The sequence below is a fragment of the Moorena sp. SIO4A1 genome, assembly GCF_010672065.1.
Classification (GTDB): domain Bacteria; phylum Cyanobacteriota; class Cyanobacteriia; order Cyanobacteriales; family Coleofasciculaceae; genus Moorena.
Genome location: NZ_JAAHHX010000002.1, coordinates 262878 through 289127, shown reverse-complemented (window position 1 = coordinate 289127; position 26250 = coordinate 262878). Strand labels below are relative to the sequence as shown.

Here is a 26250-nt window from a genome sequence, read left to right as displayed (position 1 = left end):
TGATTGCTATTCAACAAAATGGAAGGGGGGGTCAGACCATCCATGGATCTGATCTTCCTAAATCATTTGTGAATAGTTATAGCAATCGGTGTAATGGTGTTGACAAATTTAAGGAACGAAGCTATGCAGCGCAGTCTTGGGAAGCTCAATCATTCCCTGGTCCGACGTTCCCTATTCCCTATTCCCTACGCACAGCGCTATAGTTTTTGCGTCAGCAGTCAGCCCTCAGCAGTCAGCAGTCAGCAGTCAGCCGTAGCCCATAAGCTGATAGCTAATAGCTGAACGCGCACGCGTGCGCGTAGCGCATAAACTGAAAACTGAACGCGCACGCGTGCGCGTAGCGCTAATCGCTGTTCGCTAATAGCTGATAGCTGATAGCTGATAGCTGATAGCTATCAGCTTACTTTTATCTTTCCCCAGGTTCCGCTCATCAATCAAACAGGATGTTTATAGGTACTTGACATTTTTATTATGAAAGAGAAACTTAATTTTCCTCTTTATCGTCAAGATATAGCTAGTAAAGATCTAGAATCAGAGTTAGGAAATCAAGTGATTGGTAAGCTGTTTATCAATAATTCGTGTTTTTTAGTTTGTGAAACAAACCACGAATTTAAACCTAGTTTAGGGTCTAGCTCGAATTCACCCCTTCAAAGCAGTTGTCCTTTGAATGCAGTTGGTTATATGGAGGTTAATGGAAAAGTTTATGCAATTACAGAATTCCAAGACAATACTACTTCCGTTACCTCTCATCTTGCTAGTATCTTAACAGAACGAGAGTTACAAATTGTTACTCTTGTTGCTTTAGGTCAGTCTAATAAGCTAATTGCTAAACAGCTTGAAATTAGTGAATGGACAGTTTCTGCTCATCTACGTCGGATCTTCCTGAAGCTGGATGTAGATAGTCGAGCGGCTATGGTTTATCAATGTGCTCCTTTGATTCAGCAATTACAAATGAAGTAGCTATAGCAGAAGTCAGAAGTCAGAAGTCAGAAGTCAGAAGTCAGAAGTCAGGTATGAGCTGATAGCTGACTGCTGACCCATGATATTGTATGGCACTGGATGCGATCGCATTATCTGGCCGAGCACTGGATGCGATCGCGTAATCTGGTCGAGCACTCGATGCGATCGCGTAATCTGGTCGAGCACTCGATGCGATCGCATTATCTTGTACGGGTATTGGATGCGATCGCATTATCTTGTACGGGTATTGGATGCGATCGCATTATCTTGTACGGGTATTGGATGCGATCGCATTATCTTGTACGGGTATTGGATGCGATGCGTGAGCATTGAGCCGCTACGCGAACGCATTTTATTCTAATGATGTAGACAGGCTTTTTAGTACTTTAACTCTTACCTACTCTATGCTCCCTAATTTTATATCATAAGCTCCCTTTTTATATCAGTAAATTTTAAAAAAATGTCAAATTAAATTACACATAAATGAGTCTATAAATGGCTAATTATAATAGTTGTAAATAAATTTAAACATTATTCATTTAACCCTTGCATTTTTTCGAGGAGTTATCTATACTATAGAAGGTGACGACCGATACTAATAGCCGCGCTGGTCAGAACCGTTAATAACTACCAGCGCGGCTTTCCTCCCAACCAAGTAGGAGTTACTTCCATGATGGCAGAAAAATCACGATCATCAATCCCAGCTGTTCAGCAACCCACCGGTGCTAATGATGCTGGTTTGGTTAAGATTTGGAATTTTTTACTCTTTTGCGCTTGCTGCGTTACCCTGTCGAGGGCGCACTCTACAATATCGTAGATTAGCCCAAAGGGCTAGGCTTTGCGTAGGCACTAAAACCCAGAACAAAAGTACCTCATCTATTTGGGAAATGCTATACTATTAATTTATAGTAAATTTTGTTCAGCAATAAATACTATCTTTAGTAAATAAATTGAAATCAAAAATGAGTCGAGAATTTAATGTAATTATCGAGCGCGATGCTGATGGCTACTTTGTAGCTTCTGTTCCCACTCTTAAAGGGTGTCATACCCAAGCAAAATCTTTGGATGAATTGATGGAGCGTATTCGAGAAGCGATTGGCCGTAGGCCACGCTACGCGAACGCCCTTTGTTTGGAATTTGAATAAAATCTAGAAAATTCCCTTGACTTCTTTGGTGTACAGCGAGAGGACGTGGAAGTATGAGTCAATTCCCAAATGTAACTGGACGGGAAATTATCGCAGCACTGGAGAAAGCAGGGTTTACAGTGGCGAGGGTACGTGGAAGTAACCATATTTTAATTCATGATGACGGACGTAGAACAGTTATCCCGGTACATTCTGGTGAAACCATTGGACGTGGTTTATTGTCCCAAATCTTGCGTGACACTCAGCTTAGTCGTGAGGAATTCAGGGAATTGTTGTGATGGCTGTGTCAGTCCACTACAAGATCGGCGATTAGCCCAAAGGGCTAGGCTTCGCGATGCTCCAAAAGAGCCGCTAAAAGCGATTGACCGTAGGTCACGCTACGCGATCGCAAAAATTGAACGTATCTTGGGTAGGCTCCTCAATCCCAGATCTGATCCATCTTGAGCACAAACCCAGGTAAAACTGGCTCACCACTCACCGTCGCTGGATTATCCAGCTGTTCAACTTCCGCCCCAAGACGATAAATATAAACTTGGCGCTGATCTGGGTCAATCAGCCAACCGAGCAAAGTCCCATTTGACCTATACTCTGCCATTTTGTCTTGCAAGTTTTCCAGGCGATCACTCCCAGAACGCAGCTCAATCACAAAATCCGGGCATAGGGGTACAAACTTCTTTCGTTGTTCTTTAGTTAGGGATTCCCACCTCTCTAGCTTGACCCAAGCAACATCAGGAGAACGATTGGCTCCATTGGGAAGTATAAAGCCAGTAGAAGAATCAAAACCTTTTCCTGTACCATCTTGGCATACCCAAATGCCAAACTGAACAATCAAATCAAAATTGCGACCGCCAGTTTCCCCTCCTGTAGGAGTGCTAATAATAAGCCTTCCATCTTGGTCCCGTTCGATCCGTAACTCCCGATTAAGCTGACAAAAAGCAAAGAATTCCTCATCACTCATATCAAAAGCCGGACGAGTCTTGAGCTCTAAGGGCGTTGCTAGTTGTGGTGTGATCGATCCAGTCATAATTATCAGGCGCGATTTGCGTTCCGTAACGGGCATCTTGGTGGAACCAGCATCTTAGTGGAACCGGCATCTTGCCGGTTACAATTTCCACCGCAGGCAGGATAGCCACCCCACTCATAGTCATTCCGCCCGTCAGCAATGCTTATCGCTCTACTAAGATTTTAGCTCAATTCGCGACAGCTCCATAGCTGCCCATGTCCTCCAACCTCGACCTAGGGAATAGAAACGTTACACTAGAAAAGCTGCTTCACCATCTGCCACCATGCCATCTACCAGTCAACCCCTGAACTATCCCAAAAGCCGCAAATCCGACCAAGTCGATGATTACCACGGTACTCTAGTTGCTGACCCTTACCGGTGGCTAGAAGACCCAGATTCAGAGGAAACAAAGGCTTGGGTAGAAGCACAGAATCAAGTCACCTTTGGTTATCTCAGCGAAATACCAACACGGGAAACACTTAAGCAGCGCATCACCAAGCTATGGAATTACGAGAAATATAGCACTCCCTTTAAAAAAGGCGATCGCTACTTCTATTTCAAAAACGATGGTCTCCAGAACCAAAGTGTTCTCTACACCTTGACCTCCCTCGATGCTGAACCAACCCTATTACTTGACCCCAACACCCTTTCAGAAGACGGTACCGTTGCCCTATCAGGTTTAGCCATTAGTAAAGATGGCAAGCTGCTGGCCTATGGTCTGTCTAGGTCTGGTTCTGACTGGCAAGAGTGGCAAGTGCGGGAAGTAGAAACCGGTCTTGACCTCTCGGATCAGATTAAGTGGGTAAAGTTTTCTGGGGCATCTTGGACTCACGACAATCAAGGTTTCTTCTATAGCCGCTTCGATGAACCCAATGAAGCCACTAAGTTAGAAGACCTCAATTATTATCAAAAGCTCTATTACCATAAGCTGGGAACACCCCAGTCAGAGGATATTCTCATTTATGAGCGCCCTGACCAGAAAGAATGGGGTTTTAGTGGTCGAGTCACTGAAGATGGTAATTATCTGATCATTACAGTCTTCCTGGGTACTGACCCCAAGAATCTGGTGTTTTATAAAAATTTGCAAGACCCAGATGCCCCCGTTGTGGAACTCATTAAAGAATTTGATGCCAGCTATAGCTTCATCGACAATGATCAATCAGTATTTTGGTTCCGCACAGACTTAGATGCCCCTCGCAGTCGAGTCATTGCCATAGATACTAATCATCCTGCTCAGGCACAGTGGCAAGAAGTAATTCCCCAAGCGGATGAAACCCTAGAAGCTGTAGGCTTACTCAACAACCAATTTGTGGCCGATTACCTCAAAGATGCTCACTCCTCCATCAAAATTTTTGACCTGGATGGTTCCTTTGTGCGGGAAGTCGAATTACCTGGTATTGGTTCCGCTGGTGGTTTCAATGGGTTACGTTATGATACTGAAACCTTCTACACCTATACCAGCTTCACCACCCCTGCAACCATCTATCGCTACGACATGGTAAGTGGGGAAAGTACTATTTTCCGGCAGCCCCAGGTAGACTTTAATCCCGATGACTACGAGACCAAACAAGTTTTCTACCCTAGCAAAGATGGCACCCAAGTGCCTATGTTTATCACCCACAAGAAGGGATTGCAGTTAGATAGCAATAACCCCACTTACCTCTATGGCTACGGCGGCTTTAATATCTCGATAACCCCCAATTTCTCCATTAGCAATCTAGTATGGATGGAAATGGGAGGTGTTTATGCTGTTGCCAATCTCCGTGGTGGCGGTGAGTATGGGGAAGATTGGCACCAATCTGGCACAAAACTCAACAAGCAAAATGTATTTGATGATTTTATAGCGGCAGCGGAGTGGCTAATTAGTGCTCAGTACACTTCACCCAAGAAAGTTGCGATCGCAGGCGGTAGCAATGGGGGATTATTGGTCGGTGCTTGCATGACTCAGCGTCCAGACTTATTCGGTGCAGCCCTACCAGCGGTGGGAGTACTAGATATGTTGCGCTTCCATAAGTTTACCATTGGTTGGGCCTGGTGTTCCGATTACGGTTCCCCAGATCACCCAGAGGAATTTAAAGCCCTTTACGCCTATTCCCCATTACACAATCTCAAACCAGGAACCGCTTATCCCCCTACCCTGATTACCACCGCTGACCATGATGACCGGGTTGTCCCTGCCCATAGTTTCAAATTTGCGGCAGCCTTACAGGAGGCCCATGAAGGGGAACAACCAGTGTTAATCCGGATTGAGACCAAAGCAGGACATGGTGCAGGGAAGCCCACCAGTAAGATAATTGAGGAGATTGCTGATAAGTGGGCGTTCTTACTCAGAACCCTAGAGGTAGAGGTTTAGAGAGTAAATAGACCATAATTTGCCTAGGATGTTCAGGCTAGGATCTAGGACACAGTTCACGATAGGATATAGGGATCCCTGTAGGGATTGTGAGAATTTTTTTCCCCTACTCCCTACTCCCTACTCCCTGTTCCCCTCCTGGGAGGGGTTAGGGGTGGGTTCCTGTTCCCTTTGCTGTTCTTTTTAACAAGACTGCTGGTCAATCATGGACTTATCTGCTATTTTAAACGTTGCCCTTGGCTTATTTTTTGTCTACCTGATCACCAGTCTGTTAGCCTCTGAAATCCAAGAATATCTCGCTAGCGTTTTACAATGGCGGACTAAACACTTACAGAGGGCTATCGAAAATTTAATTAATGGTGGGATTCAGTTACAAAATCTAACCCTGAAAGATGTGGTCGATGAGTCAGATGGAGAATCAGTTAATGTAACCGTTGATCAGATTAACAATTTAAAAAAGACCAAACGGCTTTTAAAAAAAATCTATCAAAATCCGTTGCTTAAATCAGTTAATCACGAAGCCAAAGACCTAGATAACAAAAATGAATTAAAGTCAAAATCTAACTCAAAGGTTAGTGGCCCTTCCTATATTCCATCAGATACCTTTGCCACCGCTTTAATCATGACCATTGTTCAGCAGGCATCAACCTTCAAAAATAATGCCGAAATTACCCTGGACAATTTTAAAACAGCCCTTGAAGAAGAGAAGATAAAAAATTTACTTCCTGAAGACTTAAATATAACTCTTTTAACCCTGATTGATAAAGCCAAATTTGAATACTCTGACCGAAACAAAGACCTGAAAAAACTCCAAGAAGAACTAGCAACATGGTTTGACGAATCCATGGCACGAGCTGCCGGGGTATACAAGCGTCAGTCTAAAGCCATATCTTTTTTAATTGGATTAGTGATTTCCCTAGCCTTGAATATCGATACCATCAATATCAGCAATCAATTCTATAAAAACCACAGTGTAAGAGCTGCTGTCAATCAAGTCACTAATAGGATTGTTAATGAAACCGGTGCCTGTTTACAGCAAGAATCAAACAGTAATGACTGTTATGATAGTATCACCTCAGCTGTAGATGACCTAGCTTTCCTTCCCATTGGCTGGGGAGAAACTAATCTTGTAGAGCAGTTTGAAGAACCCAATCATCTTCCCAGAGAGCTGGGTTTGACTTGGGTTTACTTCAAATTCGTTGTAGGGATTATTTTGAGTGCGATCGCGATCTGTATGGGAGCCCCCTTTTGGTTTGAAGTACTAAATAAGTTGGTCAACGTTCGTAATACTGGAGAAAAACCAAAATCCTCTAAATAGACTCCCAACTGCTAGCCCTATTTAGGCTGCAAGGCAAGAACTATAGCCTCGGTCCAGTCTAACTTGATAGGTTTAAACCTACAGGGTAAGTAGCACGAACTGCTTTTTCCAGTATTTGCTTCCTCTATCTTGAAGTATAATTGGAGATTAAATTTACCACCCTTTTTAATCACATTCTTCAAGTCTTTCTCCGGAAATAAGGCATCTTTAATCTTTTCATCGCTCAGCTTAAATTCGCAATTTTGACCAGGACGAATTTTACCAACGTCTTGGCTTTTGGGGGCTTCTTCCATATCATCAGAGTTTACCCAAACCATGGGTCTTCCATTATTTTCTAAGTCAGTTATCAGACTCTTGTCCCAGTCTATTTCAATATAAACAGGATTCTCGTTGGTTTTATTTTTAACAGTCAGTTTAAGATCCTTTAACTCATCCAATTTATAGCTAGGATCGAAGCCAAAGTTGACTTCCATGAAATCATTAAGTTCTTTCTTTTCCAGTTGCTGATTGATAGCATCAGAGTCTACCTCAACGGTTATGAGTTTGTCTATTTCCTGGAAAGCTTTGTACAAAACGTAAGTAACACCGATTATATAAATCGTCAGAATTAGCAAGTTTTGGTCGTTATCCATTTATAGTAAACCTCTTAAAAATAGTAGTTGAAGGTTTTATTCGTAACGGGGGATAAGTACAGTTTGGATAATTATTGGTAAATTATACTCCATAAATAAGTTTACCCAAGATTGACTCACGCCATTACTAATGACGAATCAAAAAGCAGCTTGTCCTAACGGACAAGCTGCTTCAAGGCTTTATGCTAGCAAAGCAAGAGACTAGCTAATGGCACTAGATCATGGCACTAGATCATGGCACTACATCATGCCCATGCCGCCCATGCCACCCATGCCGCCCATGCCGCCCATGCCGCCCATGTCGGGAGCAGGAGCAGCGGATTTAGGTTCAGGTTTCTCTACCACCAGGGCTTCTGTGGTCAAGACCATACCAGCGATAGACGCAGCATTCTGTAGGGATGAGCGTACTACCTTGGCAGGGTCAATAATACCTGCAACAATCAAGTCTTCAAGGGTGTCAGTAGCAGCATTATAGCCAACGTTACCAGTACTCTCCCGTACTTTCTCCACAATTACGGAACCTTCAACACCAGCATTATCCGCCATCTGACACAGGGGAGCTTCTAATGACTTGGCTACAATACCTGCACCAACTTTCTCTTCCTGCTCTAGGCCATTTGCCACTGCAGGAATTTTTTCTATTAAGCGAATCAGGGTTGTACCACCACCAGGAACAATCCCTTCATCTACCGCAGCTTTAGTAGCATTGAGGGCATCTTCAATCCGCAGCTTGCGGTCTTTGAGTTCTGTTTCAGTTGCCGCACCAACCTTAATCACTGCTACACCACCGGCCAGTTTAGCAATCCGTTCTTGCAGTTTCTCCTTATCGTATTCGGAGTCAGTTTCTGCTAGCTGGCGGCGGATTTGCTCAACTCGCTTTTCTACATCTCCCTTAGTTTGACCACCAGCTACAATGGTGGTGCTGTCTTTGTCAATGCTAACTTTGGTAGCATTTCCTAGCATATCTAGGGAAACAGTATCCAGGCTCAAACCAACGTCTTCGGATATCACCTGACCACCGGTCAAAACTGCAATATCCTGTAACATTTGCTTGCGGCGATCGCCAAATCCTGGTGCCTTGACGGCTGCAGCATTCAATACACCCCTAGCCTTATTCACCACCAGAGTTGCCAAGGCTTCTCCTTCTAGATCTTCGGAAATAATCAGCAACGGTTGACCGGCACGAGCTACTTTTTCCAGAATCGGTACCAAATCCTGGATAACACTAATCTTTTTATCGGTAATCAGGATGCAAGGGTTTTCAAATTCCACTGTCATCCGTTCGTTATCGGTCACGAAGTAAGGGGAAATATAACCCCGATCGATCTGCATCCCTTCCACTACCTCTAATTCGGTGGAGAGGGATTTAGATTCTTCAACGGTGATCACACCATCTTTGGTGACCTTTTCCATGGCTTGGGCAATCATGTCACCCACTTCTTGATCGTTACCGGCGGAGACTGTAGCAACTTGAGCGATCCCAGTTCCCTGAACCGGCTGTGCCATTGCCTCAATCTCTTTGACCAGCTCGGCAACAGTTTTCTCAATTCCTCGGCGCACAGCTACAGGATTTGCCCCAGCTGCGACATTCTTAAGACCTTCCCGAATCATGGCTTGAGCCAGAATGGTAGCTGTGGTAGTGCCATCCCCAGCAACGTCTTTAGTCTTGGATGCGACTTCTTGAATTAGTCTAGCGCCAGTATTTTCTAAGGGGTCTTCCAGTTCAATCTCTTTGGCAACGGTAATACCATCATTGACAATCTGGGGTGCCCCATACTGTTTTTCCAGAAGCACATTACGACCTTTTGGACCAAGGGTAATACGTACAGCATCAGCTAGGGCATTGACCCCCCGCTCCAATGAACGTCTGGATTCTTCGTCAAACGAAACGATTTTTGCCATAGGTTGTTTGAACTTGCTTTGTGTCTCCATTAGCAAATTTAGCACTCTTACACGAAGAGTGCTAATTCGTCTGACAATTTTGAACTTTTAAGAACTTGAAACACCGACGTGCCGGGGGGTTCAAGCCATAACCATACCACCATCGACATTAAACACTTGTCCAGTGATATAGGCAGCAGCTGGATCAGCTGCCAAAAACCTCACCATCCCAGCTACTTCTTCTGGCTGACCGTAACGACCTAGAGGGATATGCTCGATAATGGCTTCTGACTTAAGGTCACTGGTCATATCAGTGTCAATAAAACCGGGAGCTACGGCATTGACTGTAATGCCACGACTAGCAAACTCTTTGGCAACGGTTCTGGTCAAGGCAATCACACCAGCCTTGGCAGCACTATAATTGGCTTGACCAGGGTTTCCCATCTGTCCTGACACGGAAGCAATATTGATAATCCGACCAGACTTTTGCTTGAGCATCAGTTTGCTCACTGCTTTGATACATAAAAATACCCCAGTCAGGTTCAGATCAATTACTGCCTGCCAATCTGAGGGTTTCATCCGCAATAACAAGTTGTCGCGGGTAATCCCAGCATTATTCACTAGCACGTCTATACGACCAAACTTTTCGAGAGTCCCTTTAACTAGGGCATCGACTTGTTCAGCTTGAGACACATCAGCCTGAAGTGCTAAGGCTTCACCCCCAGCATCCATGATAGCCCCTACGACCTGATCAGCTGCAGTACTGGAACTGGCGTAGTTGACTACAACCTTTGCCCCTGACCCAGCTAAGGCCAGGGCCACAGCTCGACCAATTCCTCGCGAGGCACCGGTCACGATGGCTATGCGATCGCTTAATTGTTGCGCAGATGTCTGTAATGTTTCCATAAACCTTGAACTGTTTTCTATCCTGCCTGATTTTGTCCTGTGGGCAGTAAAGGTTTCCTCCAAAGTTAACTTTACCGGAATCTTTGGTTAATCCAGCTATCACACAATCCCAAAGATTTTGGACTAGAATCGAGCAGAAGGACTAGGAAAGGTTTTCTTGCTCATGGCCGTTAAAAAGCAGTTCAAAACATTCCAAGAATTATTATCTGGCTCAGATGTGCCGGTGTTGGTAGATTTCTATGCCACTTGGTGTGGGCCATGTCAGATGATGGCTCCTATCCTAGAACAGGTCAAGGCTGAGCTCAAAGATCGTTTGCAAGTTGTAAAAATTGACACGGACAAATACCCCCAGCTAGCCTCCCAGTATGGCATTGAGGCGTTACCAACCTTGGTACTGTTTAAAAACGGTCAGCCTCAACAACGGATAGAGGGGTTCAGACCAGCAGAAGACCTTATTCCACTATTACAAGCTTTGATTTAAGATAATTAGGGGTGAGATTGTCGTTGATAGCAGGACTGAGATTATCAGCTGATTGCTGATTGCTGATTGCTGATTGCTGATTGCTGATTGCTGATTGCTTACGTACCTTGCTCTTTGACCTTTTTTCCCAGGGTAATGGGATGAGCCCCCCTGATTTATCTGGGATTTATCCGGGGGATATCAGCGTGCTAGACCAAAAAACCTAGCTAGGAAGACGGGGCTTCATCGGAAGAGGCATCGGAAGAGGCATCGGAAGAAGAATCCGAAGAGGAATCCGATTCTTCTTGGGCAGATGGGGTCGCATCGCTGCTAGGTGTCGCTGATTTTTCTTTCTCTTTAGCACGCTCCTCCCGCTTTTTACGATCAGCTTGAATGGCATCTTCTATCACTACCCGAGCCTGTGCCATTTTTTCCAGGTTGCTGCGGTACAACTCCAAGTCTTTTTTTAGCTTTTCGGAAGGAAGGTTTAATCCACTGCTAATTTTGTTAAGTACCTCTTCGAGCTGTTTTTGATCCTGAGCTAACTCCGAGTCCGCCTGCTCTAGTAGTGAAAATAAACCAATGGCAAACAATCTGCTGTACTTAAACTGAGAATTTTGTGCGATCGCAGCTATAGTGGTAGCCAAATCCCCAGTCCCATTCTCAGAGGTTGGGGAACTTAACCAGGAGATCAAATCTTGCCCAGACATAGACTCTACGCTGGTTTTGAGCCTTTGGGCATCTTCCTGGTACTGCTGAGCTTCACCTCCGACTGCTTGACACAGAGCATTAAAAATTGATTCTTTATCATGTTCCGGTTGATAGCTCTGCATAAACCGGTCAAAGCATGTCACCACACCTAAGCCATAGATGGGGTCGTAGTTAAAATCGACATTAACCGACAGCAAATGCATCTCTACCATCAACTCTTCCACTACACGTCGGTAAATAGAGTTGATGGGGCGAGTGTGATAGGTGTAAAAATCCCGTTTAGTATCCGAGACTGTGCGAACAGTATTCACAAGGCAGATCAGAATTGAAGCTTTATATTATTGTTATTGTCTTATTGTCTACCATGAAGTACCTACCACCAAATCCAAGATGATGGTGGGGGTTTCCAGTTTCATCCGCTGATGCCAGATTGGTCTTAATCAACGTCCGGAGGTTTTGCTCTGTCGCACTCACTCCCGCAGTAGGAGCTAAAGGCTTTGTTCCCCTACTACCCTGGCTGCAACCCGCCTCCCGCAGGTCGTTTTATTTCTTTGAGTTCAACTTGCTGTGGACTTATTTTTACAAAGCTCAGCCAAGTTCTTTCCCCGAGCTGCCGCTAGTAGCATCCAAGCCCTTTTAGTCTGTCGGTTCAATAAGCACCTTTGCTATTATAACACCCTCTGATCAGACATCTGTGGAAAAAGATTCACCCAAGCCAAGCCCAGCTTAATCTGAAACCTAATCGGTCGCAGATGTCTATTCAGGTGGCGATACTGGATAAACCATCTAAGGCTTCTTCCTCCGTTTCAAAAATTTCAAACACTGTGTCCATCATAGTGACTTCAAACACAAGCTTGGCGTCTGGATGAACAGAACAAATGCGAAAGCTGCCCTTAATTTTGTCAGCATCTCGCATTCCAGCCACTAAGGATGTCAAACCCGAACTATCAATAAAGTCAACCTGACTCAGATTAACCACTACATGCCTTCGCAGTTGGGAGATACACTCTTGCAATTTCAGACGAAAGGGCCAAGCTGTAGTGATGTCCAGGCGTCCAATCGGTTTCAAAACAATCACATTTGTACCATCTTCAGTAGTATGAGTTTTCTGATCGATATGAACCATCAGCACCTCCTTGTCACAGCTACCGCTGATTGAAACCATACCAAATCTAATCATTAAGATTTCAGAGTGCGTCCCGAACGATTCAGGTGCGCGCCCGTTCGCGCCCCGCGTCGGCGAAAGCCGATAGGTGCGACCCAAGGGCGCGAGCAATCCCTCGCGCCCTTGGAGGCGCGCACCTTGAGCGAATTTAATTCTTAATGGGTCAAGGGCACCTGTAGGACTATCGCCACCTGTAGTCCCTGACTGCTTCCCAGCCGACTGAAAAAACTCCTCGTGATTTTTATTAATACGCCCTGACTAACAAATTAAGCCGGGAAGACCTATTCTAAACCAAGCCCTATGTGATTCGGCTCATCGAGCTACTCACTGCAAGCTAGTTTAGCTTAGAGGGATTGGTGAAATTTAAGGGAGCGTATCCAAATTGTTGCACAAATCTGGTCAGAGGAACTGAGGATGAAGGGAATGATGGCGAGCGAGTGCATCAAGACAATGGGAAAAATGACAGGATAGTCGAATGAGGGGGATGAATCCAGGATTTCTATTCTATCTTCCCCCACTGCTCCAGCATTCAGTATTCAGCATTCAGCATTCAGCATTCAGCATTCAGCTATTAGCGTGTCGCGTATCAGTCATTGGCCGTAGGCCATGCTACTTGAGGTGCTATCAGCTTGTGAATAAAACAGGTAAGCATTGGAATAATGCTGAGTTACTTCAGCTGACGGCTGATAGCTGACGGCTGATAGCTGAATGCGTACGTCGAACCATCCTAGTATTGCCATAAGTGATCTGACAACAGTTTAAGCTGTCCAGTTCGCCCAGTCTTGAGGCTTGAGGAATGTCTCATAGAGTTCGGCTTCTGGTGTATTGGGCTCAGGTTGGTAACCGTATTCCCAACGCACCAAGGGGGGTAAGGACATCAGGATGGATTCAGTACGCCCGTTAGTTTGCAGACCAAAAATTGTGCCTCGGTCATACACCAGGTTAAATTCTACATNGAAAGGGACTGATTCCATCTGTTTGTAGTGTCCTTCATTCCAGAAGAGTTGTCTAGTCCTATCACTGACTATGTTAAATACCTATTTTGTCAAGTACAATTTATACAAAATAGCTGCAATTACCCTGCTTCTTACCCTTTGATGATTACGAAGTTATCTGCCATGGGCTAGATGTTGAAACTAATCAAGAATGTTACCACGTTCGTGCCTTTAACACTATTGGTAATAAGACAGAATTAGCCCTAATGGGCGAAACAGTTTTTCACTGTCCTAGGTCAACCAAACCTAAGGATATGGATAAAACATTAGCTGCCTTTAAAGGGATGGGTGGACGTATAAGCTCTCCTTTGATGAGCAGGATTTGCTTGATGTGTTAGCTCCAGACAATCCTCATGCACGTCTAGCTTGCCAGTGTGTTGTGATGGGGGATATTAGTATCACTACTCTCAAGGGGTGAGCGGATGAACAGTTGAGGGGATGAACGGGTCAGGAAAATTCCCTTTCCACACTATTTTTTGTCTAAGCACAAGAACGGAGGGATGGAGTGATCACTCCATCACTCCATCCCTCCATCACTCCTTAAACTAGATCAGGACTTACGCACAGACTCCATGGGTAGGGTGGGCAAAACATTGCCCACCCTACTCCATCACTCCTTAAACTAGATATCATTGTAAAAACTCAGGAGTTGAAAGGGGAGCATCGATTCGACGTTGATTAGGCTTGTCAAGCTTATAAATAATCGGTGGTTCTGGTAGCAGCAGATACCGCTTGCCCCAGCCATGATTAATATCCTCAGGTCTAGGTTCAGGTGGTTTGGTCTGACCGGTGGGTAAGGCAACGGACAGAACTTGACGTGCCTGGACATACCGTTGACCATCAGATGTATTGTTGATCAGGCTGCTTGCTAGGGTTATTCGCTGCTTCTTTAACTCCTCTTCTAGTTCCCAGAGGGACTCTTTGGGGGTGAGGGTGGCTAGGAAGGTTACTTCCTCTGCTGGTTTTAGTGATAAGCCAAGTTTGGACTGATCCATTTGCCAGACTTCTTGAAACTGACCGTCTGGTGCAATTTGCCATAGTTTCAAGTCGGTCTGCCATCTTCCCTTCTTTACATCGACATTTTGATAAGCCAGAATTGAATAGATAAAATTTGCGTCTCTGTTGAAAGAGAGCTGTTGATTAGGGTGCAAATAGCGAATCGCTGCTACCGTGATGGGAATTTCCTCCGGAAGATTCGTGGTTCCTGCTACGGTGTAGATCCCTGGACGGTCTGATTTGGTCACCGTAAGCTGAAAAATTGCTTCGGGAGGTTGACGGAGTAATCGATTAGTTAATTGCCGTCCTGGTAATGGAATCTGGGTGCATCCAGTACTTAATAGTAAGAGTATAAAGATGCTAAATACCCTTTTCAACAAATGGGTCAGATTTTGTTTGACTATTTTTTTTGCCCAAATAAAAATAAAGGTTTTGTGCATAGCCGATACTTGCATAAAAATGTCATTAAATAAAATTTTAACAGGTTAAATTTTATTTTAATCAAATAAAACTGATTAAGGTTTACTCTGGTTAATTTTTATTTATTGATTTAATTTTTTTATGTTATGGTTTCAGGCGGCTATTTCAACCATATCTATTATTTATATGATGAATAATTGGGCGTTAACTATCTCCTAATAAGCAATTATTTATTTTTTTTGTTGTATGAATTTGAGAGTGATATCAAGTCTATTAGCCTTGGTATAATAACATGGATTAATTACCAAACCTTGTGATATAAAATTCACCCTAATACTTTGAACAAAGTAATCAAGCTTCGTAATTATATAACCTACATAATTATCTATACCGAAAAAAAAACGGATAATATTTTATCTGCTGGTAAAACAACGTTTATTCCCTATAAATGTGAACTAAGCACAGTTATATTTAATTGATTGTGGTGCTCATGATAGACATAAATCAAATCCCTATTGCTATTGATCCTAATCAACCAAGTATGAGCGCCTTAAAGCGTTCGGTTGGGCTAAGTTACTTCTTATTATCCATTGCCTCGACTTCCCCCTTAGCCAAATGGGGTTTTATAGCCCCGATCACCCTATCACTTTTGTTAGGTGTTGCTAGTCTGAAAACAGAACCAGCCTATGCTCATTTTTCGGGGCTATGTCTTAGTCTTCCGGATCAAATTGTTTCGGAAAAACCTCTTAGCCCTAAGAGCGAAACCTCGAAACCATCACAGAATAATGTCTGGAGCAACACAGACCAAGACCGGCTGGACAGGTTCAACTCTACAAATTTGTCTGAAAAGGCCCAGGAGGACTGGGCTGTTAAGGATTCATGCACGAGGATGAGGGCTAGGTTTCAAGCAAACCCGAACAGCCAATACTACTCGGTTAGTAGCGGACAAGAATTTGGTTGTGGCTACACAAACGAAAGCTGCCTGAGGGACTTTGATAGGACTGTAGGTTTATCCAAGCAATATGACCCTAAGAACTTCCACCCCAGTGAAGATGATTGGGTATCGATTGAGCCTAAGAAGCTGGCACAAACCAACTTTGAGGAAGCACCAGAGCGTCAATTAATTCCAGAGATTGACCCTAAGGATGATAACCCGTTAGCTCCGACCCTAAACGTACAAGGTGCCTTGGTGAATCAGGAAGACACATCAGCGAGACTACGGCTGCAAGGAACTTATCCCCTTTCTCCCCATGCTTTGTTTGGTGCCACAGTTGACCTCACCACTGGGGAGGGCTTTTCCGACACCGAGGAAACGGGATTAAGTCTCAATGAACTTTACTTTACCACTTCTGTGCCTAGCTATTCTAATCTGCGCTTTGTGGTTGGTCTAATGGATTTGACATCTTATTTTGACCGCAATAGCTTTGCTAAAGATAGTACGACCCATTTCTTTAACCCGGTGTTTCAGACGAATCCTGCTCTGGCAGCAGCAGGTATAGCGTCTCGTCCGGGGGTACTGCTCAACTGGAATCTAACCGACAACCTGGAAGTAAGAGCTGCGGGCTTTTCTTCAGACCGAGACCTGGATGATTTTGCGTTTGATGGGTTTTCTTCAGAGCTAGCTTTCCGGGTAGGTACAGCAATCATTCGGGGGACTTACCTATCGGCTCGGGATGCTCAGAAAGATGGATTCCAGGAAATTTTTTCTTTGAACCGAGGGGATAACGAGTTTGGTCCGAAGTCCTCTGACCGCGAACAAGCTTACGGTATTAACGGAGAACTATATATTCCTGCCCTCAAGATGGGACTGTTTGGGCGCTATGGTTGGTACGAAAATCTTGATTTAGATAAAAGCGGGGATACCTACAGTGTGGGTCTGAACTTCTTAGATTTGTTTATGGATGATGACCGACTAGGGCTTGGCTATGGTCGGCAATTGTCTAATGATGACTTGCGCCGGGACCAAGGTAATAAAGTACCAGATGTTTGGGAATTGTTCTATGACGTGCGTGTTTCACCTAATGTGCGTGCAGGTGTGACTTTGCAAGGACGAGATGAGTTTTCAGATACAATTCTTGGTGTTCGAGTCAGGGCTGATTTTGATGTGAGTGATCTGTGGGATTGAGTGCTGAGTGCTCAGTAATCAGTCCTGAGTAATGAGTAATAGGTTTTTCAAGCTACTCGCTAATAGAATTGCTGACATAGATAGAACATAAACACTGATTCATCCTTGATAGTTCATCCTTGATAGTTTATCCTTCATGCTTGATAGTTTATCCTTCATGCTTTTGACCAATGAATAACGATTCTCTTGGCAAAAAAAATTTATACTGGCAGCGTTGGTGGGTCTTTTTGATGGTTTTTGGGTTAGCAGGAGTATTAATCTTCAGCCCAGTTGAATCGGTGGTACCAGCGCTCCAAGCACAAGTTACTTCTGCTGTACGCCGAGGTTACGATCTGTTAAAGAAAGGATGGGTAGATAATGCGATCGCAACCTTTGAACAAGCTCTAAAAGGCTCTCCCCAATCGAAGGAAGGGAGGTTAGGTCTAGCGATAGCGTATCAGCGAGCAGGGCGAGATGCCGATGCTTGGGCTGCTTATCAACAAGTCCTAGCCATCGACCCAAACAATAAAGAGGCTCTGGAAGCGGTAGGAGAATTGGGAGGTTATCGTGCTGAATGGCAGGCGGATGGGATTGAAGCCCTAACCACTTTATTAAACCTAACTCCTAATGATACTGGTGTTCGTGCTCAGCGGGCTTTACTGCTGGGCTACCAAGGTCGTTTTCCGGAAGCCCTAGCTGATTATGAAATTGTGCTGGAGAGCAATCCTACACCAGAAATCATTGTTGGTGCTGCTCAAATCTATACCTACAGTGGTGACTATCAGCAAGGGCTAGAGCTATTTGATCGTTACCAAGCTAACGGTCAGCCGATTCCGGGAAATGCAGCGGGAGCCTATGCTCTGGCTCTACGGGAAACTGGGAATCCTGCTCAGGCGGTACAGGTATTGGAAGCTCAGCTCAATCAATTTTCCCAATTCTATGGCAATGATAGCTATCTACGGGCTGATTTAGCTCAAGCTTATCAAGCTTCTGGGCAACTGACAGAAGCTTTGTCTGTCTTAGAACCGTTGCGAGGGAGGGATGAGGCGGCTTTACCCTTAGCCCGGGCCCTTTCAGAAATTGGTCGTCGTGAGAGTCGCTCTGACCTAACCGAAGACGCGGTTACTCTCTACCGTCAGGTACTGGCCTCAAAACCAAAGCCATCTGTTGCTTTAGTCAGGGAAGTGGCTGATGTGATGAGTGAGGTACCAAGCCAGTGGGCCTCAGCTCTACAGCTTTATCAGCAGTTGACCGAGGAGCAGTCGAATAACCAAAGCTTGTTGGTGAAGTCGAATAACCAAAGCTTGTTGGTGAAGCAGATTATTCTAGAAGGTAAATTGGGACAGTTATCCGGAACTCAACGGCGACAGCGGTTGCTTGAGATAACCCAAACTCTACCGAGTGAACCAGCTCAGCAGCGAGATTTAGCCCAAGCTTTGTTGCGTCTAGACCCTCCTGAGCCAGAACTGCTGAGTGTTTACCAAGATTTGCTGGCTACAGGGGTAGATGTACCGTTTTTGCATTTCCGTGTTGCTCAGATTTTGATAAAGCAGAATCGACTAGCCCAGGCAACAAGTGCGATTGATAGTTACAGGGCAACGTCTACTGGTGGATCGGACCAGAGTACGGAATTATTGCTAGCAGAGATTGACCGTCGCCAGGGAAATCTTAATGCTAGTATCCAGCGGTATCAGAGAATTATTCAGAGTAATCCAAATAATAATTTGTTCAATGGTGCTTTGCGGGGGTTAGCGGGAATCTATATTGCCCAAGGTGATCCACAGAAAGCTCTGGTTATCTATGACCAGCTGGTATCTCGCGATCCCAATGATTTATTAGCCCAGCTGGGGCGTACTAGTGTGGCATATCAAACTAAAGGTATTGACCAAGAGGAAGCGGAAGGGGTACTCAATCAATGGCTACAGACTCAGCCTTCTATTGATCCACCGCCGGAATTGTTGAGTTTGGTGGGTGCTTTGCCTGCTGACCCAGCACGAGAAACCCTGTACATTACTCTACTAGAGGTCTCACCAGATAATGCTCCTGTACAATTGCGACGACTACAGGTTTTAGCACAGCGAGAGCCTAAGTTAGCTAAAGCTGAAATAGCTGAGTGGATTGCGGATAATCCTGATAATATTGATGCCTATTTTGTGCAGGGAGAATTGGCTATGGGATTGAAGGATTTGCGATTAGCTAGCAACGCTTACGAAGAAATTTTAGAACGGGAGTCTGATAACATTGGTGCCTTACTAGCTTTGGCAGGGATTAGCTTTACTCAACAGCACTATGCTAAGGCAACGGGGTTTTATAAACAGATACTAGAACTGGAGCCAAAGAATTTATCGGCTCGCCAAAATTTGGCTGAATTAAGTGTTGCCCAAGATTTTCCGTTTACAGCCCTCCAACGGTTTGAAGGACTCAACTCGGAAGAGCAAGAGTCTACAGGGACAGCTAATCCTAAGCTCGATAATCGCATCCTGCGGCTGGAGGTAGATATTCTGAAACGGCGAGGTTTTCAGCCTTATTGGGAGCGGTACTAATGTAAGTATTCAGCAGTCAGCCGTCAGCGCTCAGCTTATTTTATTCAAAATCACCGATTGCGCTACGCGCATTAGCTGATAGCTGATAGCTTAAGTACTAATACCCTGTTAATTTAGTTTTTAGGGTTAGGGCAAGATGTTAGATTTTAGGTGTTAGCTTTTAGGTGTTAGGTTTTAGTCCTTATTAAAGCCTAGCACCTGATAGCATTTCGATCACTACAATAGTTGTTATTTGCTAGGATAATTGACTTTGTTTATTTCTACTTCTTCAACCAAAATTACTGGAATTGGACTGGTTTCTAACACTGCCTGAGATACGGAACCGATCCGAACTTGCTGCCAGGGTTGATGTCCCCGTTTTCCGAGCACAATATCTGTTACTTGATGCTCTTGGGCTATGCGAACAATTTCTTCGGGAATCGAACCGGTTACGGTAATAAACTGATGCCGAATATCTAAGAGCAAGCGTTTGGTTTGGTTCTTTAATTGCTTGACTTCTAACTGATTTGATGTGGTGATCACATGTAAAACAATAACTTCCCCATTACTTCGTCTTGCTAAATCTGCTACTTTAGTTAATACGTGGGTGGCTAAACTGGAGGTATCGACAGCGGCTAGTAGCAGAGTATGAGAGGCAACGGTTACTTTGGTGGGGTCTACAGGGTCTTGGGATAAGAGTTTAGGGGCAAAGGTGGGAATTGCCCAAGCCCCTAGGGGTGCGGTAATCAAAATTGAGAGGGCTGCGATCGCTAAAATTGTCTGACCTCCTTCTAGCCCTTGACTCAAGGGAATACCACCAATGGCTGCTTGTACTGTGGCTTTTGCGGAGTTTCCGGGCAACAAAAACAGTTTCTCTCGCCAAGTCCAATTACTGCCCAATGTGGAGAGATACCACCCGACCATCCGACCGATACATAACCCAATGGCTAGGATTAAAATGCCAGGTAACAGGGTTGTTTCTAATACCCGCAGTTGAATACTGGCTCCCATCAAGACAAATAGAATAATCTCTGCTACCACCCACAGATGGTTAAATTCTACTCGCAAGCGTCGTGCTAAGGGAGGGTCTAATTGTATTAGGAAAAATCCCATTGCCATGGTAGCTAAATAGCCAGAAAAGTATGGCATACTTTTAGCTAACACTACCAACAATAAGGCAAGTGCTGCGGTAATTAAGGTATCTTGGACGATAGTTTCGGTCCACTTTTGTTTGGTTATTATAAAAATAATTAACTGAGCAGCGATATATCCAATTAAGACACCAAGGGCGACCTGGATTAGAACTTGCAGGGGCAGGAACTGGAGAGCATTACTGTTGATGGTTCCTTGTGCCAAGAAATTCACCATCAAACTGAAGAGTAGCAATACTAAAACATCGGATAAGGCACTCCCAGTTAGAATCACATCTGGTATCCCTTTAGCTACGCCCCAGCCTAAACTTTTGAGTCGCAGCATTCCTGGCACAATCACGGCGGGGGATTCTGCTCCGACTACACAGCCTAGGAGTAATCCAGTGGGAAAATCGAAATTAAACAGTATCATGGCAGCAACAGCTACTGCGATCGCTTCGGTGATGGCGGGCAAAAAGCCTAACCTTACCGCAACAGTTCCTTGCTCCATGAGTTTCTCAATATCCAATCCTAGTCCTGCCCGCATTAAAATGACCATAACTGCGAAGGTGCGTAGGTCATCAGCAATAACTAGGACTTGTAGTGCGATCGCATCCCCCACTTCTGGTCCGATCAGGATACCCACCACAATCATACCAATCAAAGGAGGTGCTCCCAACCGACGGGCAAGTTGACCCCCAAAAAAGCCCATCAATAAGATCCAAATTGTACTGCCTAACATCCGAAATGTTCGCGCTCGTATATAAAATGTAATTACTTGTCGCTCAATTATGAAAACACAGTTGATTCGGATTGGCAATACTTGATATCAGTTGTTATGAAAATCCAGCCTAACCTTGCTATTACTTTGGCTACTTTACTGCTATCAGTTGAGGGGGCAATTGCTCAACCTAATTCATCATTTCCTAACGCTACACCACCGACTCCACTACTGTCGAACCAACAACGGGAGGAAGTGGAAAGGTTAATTAATGATCATCTAGAGAAAAGTTACACAATTCGCAATCAGATCCAATCGGAAGTTCATCGAACCTTTGACTGGACGATTAACCTGCTTAACCTTTTAATTACAGTACTAATCGCCATTCCTATTGTTACTAGTCTGGCAGTGCTATTGCTACGTCGTAGCATCATCAACCAATTAGTGTCTGAGACGCAAAAGCAATTCCAAGAAGAAGCTGAACAAAAAATAAAAGAGCAAATTGATGCTGAAGTCACTACGGAATTAAAACGACAAGTTGAAGCTTTTAAGCAGGAGCTGGAAACCCTTAAATCTGATTTTGTTTCTCAACTCCAGCATCTAGTTGTGGCTGCTCAACATGAGAAAGAGCAGATTTTTAACGAAATTTCTCGAATTACTCCCTCCATTATCCAAGAAGAATTTGTTGCTCCAGAAGTCCAACAAAAACTAGAAGAGCTAACTAAACAGCTGGAGTCCTTAAAGTCTGCTAATCCCCAGCTCTACTTAACAGTTGATGACTATATCAATCAAGGGCACGCTCTCTGGATTGAAAATCGCTATGAAGATGCGATCGCATCCTATGAAAAAGCGCTTCAGCTCCAGCCAGATTCCGATGTGGCTTGGTCAGGAAAAGGCCAAGCCCTGCAGAGATTAAAGCGATATGAAGAATCCCTCGCTGCCCATGCCGAGGCGATTAAAATTAATCCGAACAACTTTAGGAGTTGGTTTGGACAAGGTTATACTCTCAGATACATGGAACACTATGAAAAAGCACTGATTTCCTATGATCAGGTTATTCAGCTCAACTCAGATTTTCATCATGCTTGGAACCATAGAGCCTATGCCTTGATCAAACTTGGTCGCTATCAAGAAGCCTGGGACAGTTTGGAAAGAGTACGGCAGGTAAAATCAAATTCATCTAATCTTTACTACAACGAAGCTTGTTATTATGCCTTAAACGGTGAGATTGACTCAGCAATTGCCAGTTTAGAACAAGCGATGAGTTTGAATGATAGACTTAAGTCTATCATTAATATTGATGCGGATTTTGACATGATTAAAGACGAGCAACGGTTCCAAGACCTAATTAATCCATAGATCTGACCATGGTATTTATATCTTCGTCTACCTTTGCTAGAATCTAGAGAGCAGGGAGCTAAATTATTAAAAACTAAAACAAGTTTATGGAAAGTAGTAAACTGCATTAGTCAACTACATTAGTCAACTGGATTAAACGTTTGATAGTTCCCTCCTAATGCTTCCACAACTGTGTGAGTATTAGTGATTAACATTTTGATGTAAGTATCAGCTTCACTACCTGGTACACCTAAGGAATCAGAGTATAATTCTTGTGGGGCTAACTTCACCCCAGCTTCCTGGGCCACAGTGTTGATCAAAGCTGGGTTGATCGTGGTTTCAGCAAAAATCGCCGGAACCCCAATTTTTTTGATAGCGTCTGCCAAACCCTTGACAGTCTGAGCACTGGGTTGTTCCTCAGTACTCATGCCAATTAAGCTTCCAGCTACTGGTATCCCATAGGCACTAGCATAATATTGAAAAGCATCATGAGTTGTGACTAGGTAGCGGTGCTTCTGAGGAATAGTTTGAATCTGCTGGAGAATCCAAGCATCAAGCTTTTTTAATTCAGCAGTTAGCTGTGCTGCATTCTTGGTAAATTCTTCCTTGTCCTCTGGTGAGAGTTCAATCAACTGATCCCGAATGGCATTCACCATTGCGATCGCATTTTTAGCATCTCCCCAAACATGAGGATCCGGTTCCTTCTTTCCTTCGTATTCAAAATCCAAGGGTGACACCACTTCCCCAACCGCAAAGCTCTTGATGTTAACCCCAGCAGACTTAATCAGCTTAATTAGTGCTGGTTCCAGATTGTAGCCATTGTATAAAATCAGATTAGCTTGTTCCAACGCAATAGTATCTGCTGGGACTGGCTCATAGACATGGGGATCTGCTCCGGGTTTTAGGATACCCGTCAGTTCAATTTCATCTCCTCCTACTTGTTTCGTCCAGTCGGTAATGATAGTGCTAGTGGTCACTACATTGGGCTTATCATCGCCATCAATACCACTCTGGTTTGTTCCGGTGGTATCACACCCACTGATCCAGACTCCTAAAATGATTACTACTGTCAGCCACCATTGGCGCTTTCTACTGTGAGACTGAATAATTACTCTCAACCGCTTCGCTCCAATTCAAAATTATCAATTCAAAATTCAAAAATACCCCACGAAGGAATTCAGGGGATTGAAACAGCGATCCAGCCCGGTCATGGGGGGAACCCCCATGAGCAACTGGCGTTCCACGGGGCTTTCAAGGTGCGGACCCAGGTGACCCACACAGACCCATGCACCATGAGCAACTGGCCTGGAAACCGCCTCATGAAGGCGCTACATGGCTAACAAAGTGGGTTTGCAGCATAAATCCTATCATATTCTTTTCATTTTTCATGATAAACTATTTTCATATTTGTATCATTTTTTGTTTCCGGAACCCTCTATGCCACATGCTGCCTCGGTTGATCACCTTGCTTCTCCCAAGAGGAAACACCAAGCTGGATATAGCAATCTGTCCCAGACAGGAACCATTACCCTAAGGCAACTGGGTGTACACTACCGCTTAGTAGAAGCACTCAGGGATATCAACTGTGAGATCAAACCAGGACGATTAACCGGAATTATTGGTCCGAATGGTGCAGGGAAAAGTACTTTGATGAAAGCCATGCTGGGGTTAGTTCCCACTGCCACGGGCTTTGCTATGTATCAGGGAAAACCGTTGATAGAAAAGTTAGAAAATGTGGCTTATATGCCACAGCGGACGCAAATTGACTGGACTTATCCCGCCACTGTCTGGGATGTTGTGCTAATGGGTAGAGTCCGGAAAACAGGATGGTTTCGTCGCTTTTCCACGGTATCCCGGCGGATCGCAGCGGATGCCATTGAACAAGTTGGCATGAGTGATTACCGCAATCGTCCGATTGGACAGCTATCGGGAGGACAGCAGCAGCGCGTCTTTCTGGCTAAAGCATTAGCTGAACAAGCAGATATATTCTGTTTTGATGAACCGATGGCTGGTATTGACAAAAAAACTGAAGCTGTAATTTTTACTATCCTCCATCAACTCGCCGATGCCGGAAAAATTGTGCTAGTAGTTCACCATGATTTGGGAGAAGCGATGACTAATTTTGATGATTTGATTTTGTTGAATCGGGAGTTAATTGCTAGTGGCTCTAGGCAAGAGGTATTGAGTGCAGCTAATATGCAACAGGCTTATGGTGGTCAAGTCGTTTTTTGGTTAGATCCAGTTGCTGTAAAGTGAAAGAAGGCAAAAGCCATGCATGCTAAAGCTGATTTATGATAGCACAAAAAAATATTACTATTGCTCTTTTATACTGTTCCCTGTTCCCTGTTCCCTGTTCCCTTTTACCATCAATCTTATGTTAAGATATCACCTAAAAATGCTATATGTTAGAGGTTTTAATTGAGCCGTTGCACTATGGGTTTATGCAGCGATCGCTAATTACTGCGGTATTAGTGGGCATCGTTTGTGCGGCAGTTGGTAGCTACCTCATGGTACAGCGACTGGCGTTACTCGGAGATGCTATCAGTCATTCTGTACTACCGGGATTAGCGATCGCATTTATGATCGGTGCTGACATTTTTGTGGGAGCCTTTATTGCTGGGGTGGTTAGCACTGTCGTGATTACTTGGATCCGGACGCGATCGCAAATTAAAGAAGATGCCGCCATGGGGATTGTGTTTTCCGCTTTCTTTGCCCTAGGCATCACCTTAATTACCGTGATTCAGAAAGATAACAAAATTGACCTTAATCACTTCCTATTCGGTAATATTCTGAGTGTCACCAATGAAGAAGTTATCAATACAGCCATTATCACCGCGATTGTACTATCAATTATTCTCCTGCTGTACAAAGAATTAATGTATTATACCTTTGATCCCTTAGGGGCAAAAGCAGCAGGTTTACCAACCAACTTGCTAAACTTTGGTCTGATGATTTTGATTGCCTTGACCATTGTCGCTAGCCTCAAAGGAGTTGGAGTGATCTTGGTGCTAGCGATGTTAATCACACCAGGAGCAACAGCTTACTTATTAGTCCATCGGTTACACCAGATGATGATTTTGGGTTCAGCCCTTGGGGTAGTAGCTAGTATTACTGGTATGTACCTGAGTTATTTTTTTAATCTGCCTTCTGGACCAGCAATTGTTTTAGTAGCTTTTGGTTTATTTATGCTGGCATTTTTATTTAGTCCCAGTCAGGGAGTTTTAACTCATCCAAATACTCAGTTAGGACAATCACAAATTTGGCAGGAAATTAAGAGGTTGTGGCGTTGATATATGGTATGGGATTGTGGTTCGCGCACGGCCAAAAAGGAAGGCAGTTATGGTGAAGGAAGGGAGTAAGATTTAATCGGAGATGGTTTTTTCTTACTAATTATCTGGACATAATATCATTCATTGGTGAAAATCGCAACAAGGGAAAGAAGAGGAATATCACCTAATTATACTTCGGTGATCTTCCTCTCCTCATCTAA

Annotated in this window: 26 protein-coding genes; 14 read left to right on the top strand and 12 right to left on the bottom strand. The window is 44.2% G+C overall.

Going from position 1 to position 26250, the window contains the following annotated elements:
• Window positions 1-123 precede the first annotated feature (123 nt).
• Together F6K53_RS02190 and F6K53_RS02185 are read left to right on the top strand one after the other, a co-directional pair.
• Window positions 124-282, top strand: a complete 159-nt coding sequence (locus tag F6K53_RS02190) for a hypothetical protein (RefSeq protein WP_293042184.1) — start codon at window positions 124-126, stop codon at window positions 280-282.
• 189 nt (window positions 283-471) lie between these two features.
• Window positions 472-960, top strand: a complete 489-nt coding sequence (locus F6K53_RS02185; RefSeq protein ID WP_293063955.1) for a LuxR C-terminal-related transcriptional regulator — start codon at window positions 472-474, stop codon at window positions 958-960.
• 40 nt (window positions 961-1000) lie between these two features.
• Here the strand turns inward: F6K53_RS02185 and F6K53_RS02180 are convergent, their stop codons facing one another.
• A complete protein-coding gene (locus tag F6K53_RS02180; protein WP_293063957.1) occupies window positions 1001-1192 on the bottom strand; it encodes a hypothetical protein in 192 nt (63 codons plus the stop codon).
• On the opposite strand from F6K53_RS02180, the gene F6K53_RS02175 reads away from it, so the two are divergent.
• The 3 genes from F6K53_RS02175 (at window position 1181) to F6K53_RS02165 (ending at window position 2383) form a co-directional block, all read left to right on the top strand.
• The gene (locus tag F6K53_RS02175) at window positions 1181-1321 is read left to right on the top strand and encodes a hypothetical protein (RefSeq protein WP_293063959.1); all 141 of its coding nucleotides are present in this window, start codon (window positions 1181-1183) and stop codon (window positions 1319-1321) included. The genes F6K53_RS02180 and F6K53_RS02175 overlap by 12 nt on opposite strands.
• Window positions 1322-1922: 601 nt before the next feature.
• Window positions 1923-2105 carry a type II toxin-antitoxin system HicB family antitoxin gene (locus F6K53_RS02170; RefSeq protein WP_293046656.1) on the top strand — a complete coding sequence of 61 codons (183 nt, stop codon included), beginning with the start codon at window positions 1923-1925 and terminating at the stop codon, window positions 2103-2105.
• Between the two features lie 53 nt (window positions 2106-2158).
• Window positions 2159-2383, top strand: coding sequence for a type II toxin-antitoxin system HicA family toxin (locus F6K53_RS02165; RefSeq protein ID WP_293025083.1), 225 nt, complete (start codon window positions 2159-2161; stop codon window positions 2381-2383).
• Between the two features lie 140 nt (window positions 2384-2523).
• On the opposite strand, the gene F6K53_RS02160 is transcribed toward F6K53_RS02165, so the two are convergent.
• Window positions 2524-3129, bottom strand: a complete 606-nt coding sequence (locus F6K53_RS02160) for a Uma2 family endonuclease (RefSeq protein WP_293063962.1) — start codon at window positions 3127-3129, stop codon at window positions 2524-2526.
• Window positions 3130-3391: 262 nt separating this feature from the next.
• On the opposite strand from F6K53_RS02160, the gene F6K53_RS02155 reads away from it, so the two are divergent.
• Genes F6K53_RS02155 through F6K53_RS02145 form a run of 3 tightly spaced genes read left to right on the top strand, consistent with a single transcriptional unit; the run spans window position 3392 to window position 6779 of the window.
• On the top strand, window positions 3392-5461 hold the full coding sequence (locus tag F6K53_RS02155) for a prolyl oligopeptidase family serine peptidase (protein WP_293063964.1): 2070 nt from the start codon (window positions 3392-3394) through the stop codon (window positions 5459-5461).
• Between the two features lie 28 nt (window positions 5462-5489).
• Window positions 5490-5648, top strand: coding sequence for a hypothetical protein (locus tag F6K53_RS02150; RefSeq protein WP_293025089.1), 159 nt, complete (start codon window positions 5490-5492; stop codon window positions 5646-5648).
• A gap of 18 nt (window positions 5649-5666) precedes the next feature.
• Complete coding sequence (locus tag F6K53_RS02145; protein ID WP_293025091.1) at window positions 5667-6779, top strand: hypothetical protein; 1113 nt, start codon at window positions 5667-5669, stop codon at window positions 6777-6779.
• 17 nt (window positions 6780-6796) lie between these two features.
• On the opposite strand, the gene F6K53_RS02140 is transcribed toward F6K53_RS02145, so the two are convergent.
• From F6K53_RS02140 to fabG, 3 genes are all read right to left on the bottom strand, one after another.
• Window positions 6797-7411, bottom strand: coding sequence for a hypothetical protein (locus tag F6K53_RS02140; protein ID WP_293063966.1), 615 nt, complete (start codon window positions 7409-7411; stop codon window positions 6797-6799).
• 240 nt (window positions 7412-7651) lie between these two features.
• Window positions 7652-9313: a chaperonin GroEL gene (gene groL / locus F6K53_RS02135; protein ID WP_293025095.1), complete on the bottom strand. Its 1662-nt coding sequence runs from the start codon at window positions 9311-9313 to the stop codon at window positions 7652-7654.
• 120 nt (window positions 9314-9433) lie between these two features.
• Entirely contained in the window at window positions 9434-10198 is a 765-nt protein-coding gene (gene fabG, locus F6K53_RS02130; RefSeq protein WP_293041734.1) for a 3-oxoacyl-[acyl-carrier-protein] reductase, read from the bottom strand.
• Between the two features lie 163 nt (window positions 10199-10361).
• On the opposite strand from fabG, the gene trxA reads away from it, so the two are divergent.
• Entirely contained in the window at window positions 10362-10679 is a 318-nt protein-coding gene (gene trxA, locus F6K53_RS02125; RefSeq protein ID WP_293025099.1) for a thioredoxin, read from the top strand.
• 206 nt (window positions 10680-10885) lie between these two features.
• Here trxA and psb29 read toward each other — a convergent pair whose 3' ends face one another.
• The 5 genes from psb29 to F6K53_RS02100 form a co-directional block, all read right to left on the bottom strand.
• The gene (psb29, locus tag F6K53_RS02120; protein ID WP_293063969.1) at window positions 10886-11680 is read right to left on the bottom strand and encodes a photosystem II biogenesis protein Psp29; all 795 of its coding nucleotides are present in this window, start codon (window positions 11678-11680) and stop codon (window positions 10886-10888) included.
• A gap of 449 nt (window positions 11681-12129) precedes the next feature.
• The gene (locus F6K53_RS02115) at window positions 12130-12495 is read right to left on the bottom strand and encodes an STAS domain-containing protein (RefSeq protein WP_293025103.1); all 366 of its coding nucleotides are present in this window, start codon (window positions 12493-12495) and stop codon (window positions 12130-12132) included.
• A 629-nt stretch (window positions 12496-13124) separates the two neighbouring features.
• Window positions 13125-13274 (bottom strand): hypothetical protein, encoded by a 150-nt coding sequence (locus tag F6K53_RS02110; RefSeq protein WP_293025105.1) that lies wholly within the window; start codon window positions 13272-13274, stop codon window positions 13125-13127.
• Window positions 13275-13292: 18 nt separating this feature from the next.
• On the bottom strand, window positions 13293-13562 hold the full coding sequence (locus F6K53_RS02105) for a coproporphyrinogen III oxidase (protein WP_293079847.1): 270 nt from the start codon (window positions 13560-13562) through the stop codon (window positions 13293-13295).
• Window positions 13563-14158: 596 nt separating this feature from the next.
• Entirely contained in the window at window positions 14159-14965 is an 807-nt protein-coding gene (locus F6K53_RS02100) for a hypothetical protein (RefSeq protein ID WP_293047227.1), read from the bottom strand.
• Between the two features lie 470 nt (window positions 14966-15435).
• On the opposite strand from F6K53_RS02100, the gene F6K53_RS02095 reads away from it, so the two are divergent.
• Together F6K53_RS02095 and F6K53_RS02090 are read left to right on the top strand one after the other, a co-directional pair.
• Entirely contained in the window at window positions 15436-17070 is a 1635-nt protein-coding gene (locus F6K53_RS02095; RefSeq protein ID WP_293065716.1) for a hypothetical protein, read from the top strand.
• Window positions 17071-17240: 170 nt separating this feature from the next.
• Window positions 17241-19592 carry a tetratricopeptide repeat protein gene (locus F6K53_RS02090; protein ID WP_293039178.1) on the top strand — a complete coding sequence of 784 codons (2352 nt, stop codon included), beginning with the start codon at window positions 17241-17243 and terminating at the stop codon, window positions 19590-19592.
• Between the two features lie 228 nt (window positions 19593-19820).
• Here the strand turns inward: F6K53_RS02090 and F6K53_RS02085 are convergent, their stop codons facing one another.
• Complete coding sequence (locus tag F6K53_RS02085; RefSeq protein ID WP_293065733.1) at window positions 19821-21443, bottom strand: cation:proton antiporter; 1623 nt, start codon at window positions 21441-21443, stop codon at window positions 19821-19823.
• A gap of 96 nt (window positions 21444-21539) precedes the next feature.
• On the opposite strand from F6K53_RS02085, the gene F6K53_RS02080 reads away from it, so the two are divergent.
• A complete protein-coding gene (locus F6K53_RS02080; RefSeq protein ID WP_293065713.1) occupies window positions 21540-22781 on the top strand; it encodes a tetratricopeptide repeat protein in 1242 nt (413 codons plus the stop codon).
• A gap of 119 nt (window positions 22782-22900) precedes the next feature.
• Here F6K53_RS02080 and F6K53_RS02075 read toward each other — a convergent pair whose 3' ends face one another.
• On the bottom strand, window positions 22901-23878 hold the full coding sequence (locus tag F6K53_RS02075) for a metal ABC transporter substrate-binding protein (protein WP_293018194.1): 978 nt from the start codon (window positions 23876-23878) through the stop codon (window positions 22901-22903).
• Between the two features lie 319 nt (window positions 23879-24197).
• On the opposite strand from F6K53_RS02075, the gene F6K53_RS02070 reads away from it, so the two are divergent.
• On the top strand, window positions 24198-25016 hold the full coding sequence (locus F6K53_RS02070) for a metal ABC transporter ATP-binding protein (protein ID WP_293065710.1): 819 nt from the start codon (window positions 24198-24200) through the stop codon (window positions 25014-25016).
• 146 nt (window positions 25017-25162) lie between these two features.
• Window positions 25163-26050 carry a metal ABC transporter permease gene (locus F6K53_RS02065; protein ID WP_293018191.1) on the top strand — a complete coding sequence of 296 codons (888 nt, stop codon included), beginning with the start codon at window positions 25163-25165 and terminating at the stop codon, window positions 26048-26050.
• Window positions 26051-26250 lie beyond the last annotated feature (200 nt).